This is a genomic window from Klebsiella sp. 4_1_44FAA (genome assembly GCF_000238715.1).
GTDB classification, from domain to species: Bacteria; Pseudomonadota; Gammaproteobacteria; order Enterobacterales; family Enterobacteriaceae; genus Klebsiella; species Klebsiella pneumoniae.
Genome location: NZ_JH414826.1, coordinates 1 through 1,724, shown reverse-complemented (window position 1 = coordinate 1,724; position 1,724 = coordinate 1). Strand labels below are relative to the sequence as shown.

Annotated in this window: 3 protein-coding genes and 1 pseudogene; all 4 read left to right on the top strand. The window is 59.3% G+C overall.

Translation table 11 applies throughout. The features are described 5' to 3' along the window. The coding region (locus HMPREF1024_RS00240) for a plasmid partitioning/stability family protein (protein ID WP_009310057.1) at nucleotides 1-348 on the top strand (348 nt) is incomplete at its 5' end. 62 nt (nucleotides 349-410) lie between these two features. After that, nucleotides 411-641, top strand: coding sequence for a hypothetical protein (locus HMPREF1024_RS00245; RefSeq protein WP_001568040.1), 231 nt, complete (start codon nucleotides 411-413; stop codon nucleotides 639-641). Between the two features lie 195 nt (nucleotides 642-836). Next, a pseudogene (locus HMPREF1024_RS31910) lies at nucleotides 837-1,006 on the top strand (hypothetical protein); the annotation flags it as partial. Nucleotides 1,007-1,077: 71 nt separating this feature from the next. Further along, on the top strand, nucleotides 1,078-1,724 hold a 647-nt coding region (locus HMPREF1024_RS00250), incomplete at its 3' end, for a DNA methyltransferase (RefSeq protein WP_009310056.1).

Genomic DNA, 1,724 nt, shown 5'->3' with positions numbered 1-1,724 from the left:
CGGCGTTACACCCTGACGCTTCAGAATGGCCGGAGTGGGGAACGGGTGGAAAGTGTGCTGACGGAAGCGTCATCCCGTCTGCGTGGGGATCTGCTGAGAAACCTGATTATCACCGGTCTTGCCCTCCACACGACGGCACCGGAGCTGCCGCGCCTGCTGGCCAGTATGCCGGTACCGCCCACCTCGGTCAGTGAGCTGCAGGCACTGGTTCAGCAGATGGCCGGCACCGCTGACGTGAACAGGGCTGCAGCTGCAGTACCGGATACGCCGACAGCATCTGCCGCGCCGGTGTCCGGGTCGGATACCCGGGAAATAAAGAAAAATATGCGGCGTGCATTCGGTGACTAACAGTACGAATCACATCCACTACTATACCGATTTCAAATGACTGGCATCCCAGGGAGGTTCTCATGTCACCAGGATTCAGAAATGTTCTCCGTCTCGCCCGCATTCCCGTCGACAGCAGTGAACCGGTGCGAAGAAAATTTGGCAGCCGGCTGATTGGCATTGTGACGGTATGTCTGCTTCCGCTTCTGGTTTTCGACGTTCCGCAGTGGGTTTTCATTTTGTCGCAGGTCATCTGGGGGGCTGGCGTCTATATTGGCCTGTCCCTGGCCGGGGATAAATCCCTGAACCGCTGATACAAACTTTCCGGTTGTTCAAAAAAAGAACAGACGTGGTGGCGTCTGTTCTCCCGCGCTTCTCCGTCGTTTGCCTTCAGGTTATCCACAATCTTAAGCCCCGGATTTGTGGACAGGTATGCCGGTAATTCCCCGTTCGCCTGGAGTTAACGCAAGCCTGCCGCCCGCTGCCAGTGTCTCGCGTCCGGTCTGGTACGGGACGGGCGGCTTTTCCGCTCAGGCCCGGCGTCGTTGAGAGTGTACGCCAGTCCCTCGCCCTTTTAAGGAACGCCCTTCAAGCCGCTTTCGCGGCATATCCTTACCGTCGAAAAGACTGACGGCTGCGGTATTCCACGGTCGGCCTGACCCGTGACCGGACGCGATGAACAGGCAGCGTGCGGCAGGGAACGGTATCGCGGTGATACCTCCTGTCCCCTCTGACTACAGGAGTGCTGCCATGTCCAGATTCATTCTCGGGAACTGTATTGATGTGATGCGCGGATTCCCCGACCGTGCCGTGGACCTTATTGTGACCGATCCGCCTTACCTCGTCGGTTTTAAGGACCGCCAGGGCAGACAGATTGCCGGGGATGTGACGGACGAATGGCTGCAACCGGCCACGCTGGAGATGTACCGCGTCCTTAAAAAAGACGCCCTGATGGTCAGTTTCTACGGCTGGAACCGTGTGGACCGCTTTATGGCCGCATGGAAGGCGGCGGGGTTCTATGCCGTGGGCCAGCTTGTGTTCACCAAAACCTATGCTTCCAACCGCCGTAATGCGAAAGACCGTCGCGGATTCGTGGACTACCGCCATGAAGGGGCTTATGTCCTTGCCAAAGGCCGCCCGGTGCCACCCCTCAGACCGCTGCCGGATGTGATGCCTTTCCCGTATACCGGCAACCCTCTGCACCCAAACCAGAAACCGGTGGAGGCGCTACAGCCGCTGATTGAGTCATTCAGCACCCCTGGCGCGATTGTTCTCGACCCGTTTGCGGGGAGTGCCTCGACCTGCGTCGCCGCATACCGCGCCGGACGCCGCTATATCGGCATTGAAATGCTGGCGCAGTACCACCGGGCCGGAGCCGAACGACTGGCCGCCATGCG

Bases quoted from the DNA above. Each gene is read 5' to 3' on its own strand.
- HMPREF1024_RS00245 (WP_001568040.1), top strand. From the start codon at position 411: ATGTCACCAGGATTCAGAAATGTTCTCCGTCTCGCCCGCATTCCCGTC.